6 protein-coding genes and 1 pseudogene are annotated in these 5248 nt (G+C 67.9%); 1 reads left to right on the forward strand and 6 read right to left on the reverse strand.

Translation table 11 applies throughout. The features are described 5' to 3' along the window. Positions 1–804: pseudogene (locus tag V3572_RS05520) on the forward strand (maltose alpha-D-glucosyltransferase); the annotation flags it as partial. On the opposite strand, the gene V3572_RS05525 reads toward V3572_RS05520, so the two are convergent. From V3572_RS05525 to V3572_RS05550, 6 genes are all read right to left on the reverse strand, one after another. Next, complete coding sequence (locus V3572_RS05525; protein ID WP_332109984.1) at positions 785–1966, reverse strand: sensor histidine kinase; 1182 nt, start codon at positions 1964–1966, stop codon at positions 785–787. The pseudogene V3572_RS05520 and the gene V3572_RS05525 sit on opposite strands and share 20 nt — an antisense overlap. Before the next feature lie 141 nt (positions 1967–2107). Beyond that, positions 2108–2902 (reverse strand): ComF family protein, encoded by a 795-nt coding sequence (locus V3572_RS05530; RefSeq protein WP_332109985.1) that lies wholly within the window; start codon positions 2900–2902, stop codon positions 2108–2110. A gap of 12 nt (positions 2903–2914) precedes the next feature. Continuing rightward, positions 2915–3580: a flavodoxin family protein gene (locus V3572_RS05535; RefSeq protein ID WP_332109986.1), complete on the reverse strand. Its 666-nt coding sequence runs from the start codon at positions 3578–3580 to the stop codon at positions 2915–2917. Continuing rightward, positions 3577–4200 (reverse strand): MBL fold metallo-hydrolase, encoded by a 624-nt coding sequence (locus V3572_RS05540; RefSeq protein WP_332109987.1) that lies wholly within the window; start codon positions 4198–4200, stop codon positions 3577–3579. Before V3572_RS05540 ends, V3572_RS05535 begins: the two co-directional genes overlap by 4 nt. Continuing rightward, positions 4197–4718: a nitroreductase family protein gene (locus V3572_RS05545; protein ID WP_332109988.1), complete on the reverse strand. Its 522-nt coding sequence runs from the start codon at positions 4716–4718 to the stop codon at positions 4197–4199. The genes V3572_RS05540 and V3572_RS05545 overlap by 4 nt, the downstream gene beginning before the upstream one ends. 290 nt (positions 4719–5008) lie before the next feature. Next, positions 5009–5248: isoamylase early set domain-containing protein (locus V3572_RS05550; RefSeq protein ID WP_332109989.1), on the reverse strand; the 240-nt coding region annotated here is incomplete at its 5' end.

Raw genomic sequence — 5248 nt, forward strand, 5'->3', positions numbered from 1 at the left:
GCCCCGCCACGAGAAGCGGCCCGGGTTCTGGCCCGACACCTGGGGCACTTTCACCTGGAAATGCTTGCCCTTCTCGGGGTGCGCATGGCCCAGTTGCATCTGGCCCTGGCCGCCGACGCCACGGACGGGCGTTTCTCGCCGGAGCCCTTTTCCCTGCTCTACCAACGCTCGGCCTACCAATCCATGCGCAACCTGGCCAAGCGCACCCTGGCGGCCCTGCGCGGCCATCTGGCCGGGCTTGGCGACGAGGATGCGGCCGTGGCCCGGGAGCTCATTGCGGCGGAAAAGGAGATGCTCGGGGTGTTTTCCCGATTTGCAGCGGGCAAGTTCGCCGCCTGGAAGACGCGGCTGCACGGGGATCTGACCCTTGCCCGGGTGTTGTACACCGGCAAGGACTTCGTGTTCGGGGATTTCGAGGGCGACCCGGAAAAGCCCGTCAGCGAAAGGCGCATCAAACGCTCGCCGCTGCGGGATGTGGCCGGCATGTGCCTGTCCATGCTGTTTGCGGCCAACGCCAGCGCCGCGAGGCTTTGCCGTGAACGGCAAACGGACGCTGCGGCCCTAACCCCGTGGGTGGAGCCCCTGGCCTTCACGGCGGCCTCGGCCCTGTGGTCGGGTTACCAGGAGACGGCGGCGGGAGCGGCGTTCGTCCCGACCTCCGAGGAAACCCTGTGGACCATGTTCCACTGTTTCCTGCTGGAACACGCCCTGGGGCGGTTGTCCGGGGCACTGGCCCAGGACTCGGGGGAGGAGATTCCGGTCAGTCTGGCGGCCCTGGCCGGGATCATGCGGGCGCTGGGCTAGGGGCGGACGGATCCAGGGGCCCGGCCAGGGGCAGGCGCACGAAAAACGTGGTCCCTTCCTCTTCGGAGGTGGAAAATCCCACCTCGCCGTCCAGGTAGCGTTCGGCCAGAAGCTTCATGGAATAGGTGCCCAGGCCCCGGCCCGTGCCCTTGGTGGAGAAGGACCGGTTAAAAAGGTGCAACTGGACCTTGCGCGGGATAAACCCCGGGTTGTGGACCGAAAAGGTGATCCAGCCCCCGAGAACCGTCGTGCCCAGGGTCACGGTCCCCCCGGACGGCGTCCCTTCCAGGGCGTTTTTGACCATGTTCCCCATGACCCGCTTCAACAGCGCATAGTCGCTGCGAAACTCCACCTGCTGCGACGCCGGATCGATCGCCAGCCGCCGGTTTTTGCCCTCTTCCGTATTGCGGAAGGTCCGCTGCAACACCTCCAGGATGTCCATAGCCGCCAGATCGATGACATTGACGTCCAGTTCGTTGCTTTCGGCGGCCAGCAGCTGTTTCTGGCTGACGATTTCCTCGGACAGGGAGACCATGGCCCCGTGGATGAGTTCGGCATCCTCCCGCAGGTGATCCGGGGCCTCCTCCTTGACGAATTCCAGGATGCCCTTGATGCCCCCCAGGGTGTTTAAGATGTCGTGGAAAAAGATGCGTTCCAGGATGCGGCGGCGCTTTTCATGGCTGATGTCGGTGATGGAAAAGACCACAAACGTCTCCCCCATGACCGTATACGGCGCGGAACACACCCGAAGGTCCAGCGACTCCGCTCCGCCGTCCGGGAAGGCGTCGCGGTTGATGTTGCACTCCATGACGTTCCACTCGCCGCGCAGTCCTTTGAGCACGGAGCGCACCGCGCCGCACTCCACGCAAAACTCCGTGGTGCCGCAGCCCCCGGGCGTCAGGTCGGAATGGACGCAGCCAAAGGCCTCGCCGGGACGCTTGCCGAGCATCTCCCGCACATCGCGGGCCCCCACGGCCTGCAGGAACATCCTGTTGCCGAAGACCACCTGGCGGTTGCCGTTGAGCACCATGACGATGATGGGCACGGCGTCGAGCAACTGCGGGATCTGCTGGCTGGTGATGATGGCGTATTGGCGGTCGAGTTCGTTTTCAGGGCTGCGTGCTGCCGAAGCGTAGCGGGTCTCGAGTGCGGCCTGGGGCATGGTGACACCTTTTTTACCGGTACGTATGCGACGTGAGATGGCAAGCTCTGGGACGGACAGGGGAGCACGGCGCACGCTCTCCCTGTCGATACAGGTTATCCTTATTCATGAAAATGTCCAGCCGCCCGGGGACGGCCGGGTTCACCTGGCCAGCACCAGCACATCCACCCGGCTGGCCCCGGCCGCCAACAGGGCCCGGGCGGCGGCCTCCACCGTGGCCCCGGTGGTCATGACGTCGTCGGTCAAAAGCGCGGTTTTGCCCCGGACGCGGGAGGTGGCGGCGGCAAAGGCCCCCCGGATGTTCTCCCGCCGCATCCGGCCGGACAGGGTGCTTTGGGGACGGGTGTCGCGGATGCGCACAAGCGCCCCGGCATCGACGGGCCAGCCGTATTTCCGGGCCAGGGGCCGGGCTAGCTCCAGGCTCTGGTTGAACCCCCGCCAGGCCAGCCGACGGGGATACAACGGGACGGGGATCACCACGTCCGGAGCGACCGGCGCGACTGGCGCCGCCCCGCCCTCCCGGACGCCCCGGGCGACGGCCCGTTCAAAGGCCAAAAGGAGAAGATCGCGCAATACGGCTCCGTACTGCGGGCGTTCCCCGAACTTGAAGGCGATGATCATGTCCCGCAAGAGCCCGCCGTAGGGGGCGTGGAAGGCCAGGGCCGAAAAGGGCCTGGGTTCGAGCAGACAGGCGGCGCACAGGTCGGGGTCGTCCGCCGGGTCCGCCTCCATGGCCCCGCACCGGGGACAAAACCCGCCCCGCCTGGGGGAAAGACTTTCGGCGCAGGCCGGACACAGGCCGCGCGGGGGCCAGCCCGCCATGGCCGACGTCCTGCCGTCCGGCCCTGGCGGGACCGGATCGCCGCATACCCGGCACCGCCTGGAAAGCAGCTCACGCCAGGACGCGGCGGCAAGCAGGCGTCGCACAAAGGCCATGCCCCCTCCGGATCAGGCGACCATTTTCCGCGCCGCAAGCTCCCGCCACAACTCCCCGCCCCGCCAGGCCAGCCGGGCCCCCACCGCCGTGTCGGCGGACAGATCTCCGGCCGCGTCGTAGCCGCGCAACAGCGTAGGATCCGCCAGGGCCAGCCCCATGGGCTCGAAAAAATACTTCAGGCTCAAAAGCGCCCCGTCAAAGAGCTTCGCCCCCTTCTTGCGCCCGGACACCAGGATGACGTGCACCTCGGGCCTGTCTGCGGCGCCGCCGCCCTCCCCGCCTGCGGCGGAAGGCTCGGCGGCATGGAAGCGCTGCCCCCGGTCGATAAGAGCCTTCAGCCCCGCCGGGACATGGTAGAAATAGATGGGCGAGGCCAGGACGATGGCCGAGGCCCCGCGCATGGCCGTAAACAGGGTCTCGGCGTCGTCCTTGTCGCCGAGCACGCAGCGATGCCCCGGACTGGCGGCGCAGGCCCCGCAGCCCACGCACGGCAACACGCAGTGTTCGCGCAAATAATACGTCCGGCTCTCCCCCCCGGCGGCCAAAACCCCCCGGGCCACGGCCTGCCCGGCCAGATCCGAGTTTCCCCCGGCCCGGGGACTGCAACACAGGACCACCACCGGGGCCGAAGGGGAAGCGGACTGCCCGCCGGATGCATCAGGACGCGGCGCGTTCATGCGAACTCCGAAAAAAAAGGATTGTGCCGCCGTTCCTCAGCCACAGTGGTGGCCGGGCCGTGGCCGGGATAGACCGCCGTGTCCCCGGGCAGGGTGAAGATGCGCGCCTTGACCGAGGCCAGGAGGGCGTCAGAATCGCCGCCGGGAAAATCCGTGCGGCCCACGGACCTTGAAAACAAAAGATCGCCCACGAAGACCACGCCGTCGTCGGGGAAAAAAAACGACAGTCCGCCCGGGCTGTGGCCCGGCGTGGCCAGGATGCGGCAGGGCCGCCCGGCCAGGACGGCCTCTCCCGGCGAGACGTCCGTAAAATCGAACGGAGCCACCATGGGCAGCCCCATGAGTCCTCCGCCGCCAAGCTCCGTGTCCATGAGGAACCTGTCCGCCGGGCTGGCCCACACCGGCGCGCCCGTGGCCCCGGCCAGGGCGGCCACGCCGTAGAGGTGGTCGCAGTGCAGATGGGTGAGCAGGATATGGGTCAGGGTCAGGTTGTTTTTTCGCAGAAAGTCCAGCATGGGGGCCGGATCGCCGCCCACGTCGAAGGCGGCGGCCAGACCGCCCGAGCAGGCCAGGTGGCTGTTGGTCTGCAAGGGGCCCAGGGGAAAGGTGGCGACCTTCATGCCTCGTCTCCGAGCAGCGGTTCCAAGAGCAGCTCCTCCAGGGGCCTGCGGCGGCTGCTCCCGGGTTTGGCCGGGCGCCCGGCGGCCGCCACGGCCATGAGCGCGTACCGCTCGGCGTCGAGGCCAAGGGCCCGGGTGACGTCCGGTTCGTGGTTGATGATCTCTCCGATCCACACCGCCCCAAGCCCCAGGTCATGGGCGGCCAGAAGCATGTTCTGCAGGCAGGCCCCGATCCCCTGATGGTCCTTGACCGGGTGGTAGGCGGCCTGACGGTCCAGAAACACGGCCACGACAAAGGCCGCCTCGCCCAGGATGCGGGAATAGGCCGTATGCGCGGCCAGGATGCCCCGGCGGGGGTCTTCTCCGCGCACGACCAGAAACCGCCAGGGCTGCTTGTTCTGGCCGCTGGGCGCGCATCTCCCGGCGTCCAAGACGGTCAGGATGTCTGCGACGGGGACCGGTTCGGGGGTGAAGTGGCGAATGCTTCGCCGGGTTTGGATGGCCTGCAAAAGTTCCATGCGCCGTGCCGCTCCTTCGCGCCGGGGCGCGTTTTGCGGCACACTAGCCCAAGCCTTGCCCCCGGGCAAGCCTGCGGGGCCACGGCCCTGGAAAGGCAAAGGAATCGGCTGCCGCGCGAAACGTCCCCGGGCGGGCATGATCTCGGCGGCGGCTTTCCGGGAAGCGACCCCAGCCTGCGCCGATGTCCGTCCGGGCCGGGGCGGCGGGGAATCCCCCGGACGCCGCACCGTGAGGCGGCCAGCAGCCGACGTATGCCCCCCGGCGCCCCCGGCCTGCGCCGACTGGCGCGCTAGACCGCGACCACGGAGTTGTCGCAATCTCCGAAGGGGCTGAAGGCATATTTGTCCGCAGCCGGATCGCTGATCCAGGTGGTGTCGTCGATGAGGTAGCGAAACTGATATTCCCGCCCCGTCTCCAGGTCCACGGTGACGGAGAAGTTTCCGTTTTTCTGCTTTTTCAGAAGCGTGGCCCCGGTCTCCCAACCGTTGAACTCGCCCACCAGGGACACGGTCGCGGCGTCCTTGGCCAG

Source organism: Desulfolutivibrio sp., from assembly GCF_036584575.1.
GTDB lineage: Bacteria > Desulfobacterota > Desulfovibrionia > Desulfovibrionales > Desulfovibrionaceae > Desulfolutivibrio.

Coding starts and splice junctions, on each gene's coding strand:
- V3572_RS05525 (WP_332109984.1), bottom strand. CDS start 1,966: ATGCCCCAGGCCGCACTCGAGACCCGCTACGCTTCGGCAGCACGCAGC.
- V3572_RS05530 (WP_332109985.1), bottom strand. CDS start 2,902: ATGGCCTTTGTGCGACGCCTGCTTGCCGCCGCGTCCTGGCGTGAGCTG.
- V3572_RS05535 (WP_332109986.1), bottom strand. CDS start 3,580: ATGAACGCGCCGCGTCCTGATGCATCCGGCGGGCAGTCCGCTTCCCCT.
- V3572_RS05540 (WP_332109987.1), bottom strand. CDS start 4,200: ATGAAGGTCGCCACCTTTCCCCTGGGCCCCTTGCAGACCAACAGCCAC.
- V3572_RS05545 (WP_332109988.1), bottom strand. CDS start 4,718: ATGGAACTTTTGCAGGCCATCCAAACCCGGCGAAGCATTCGCCACTTC.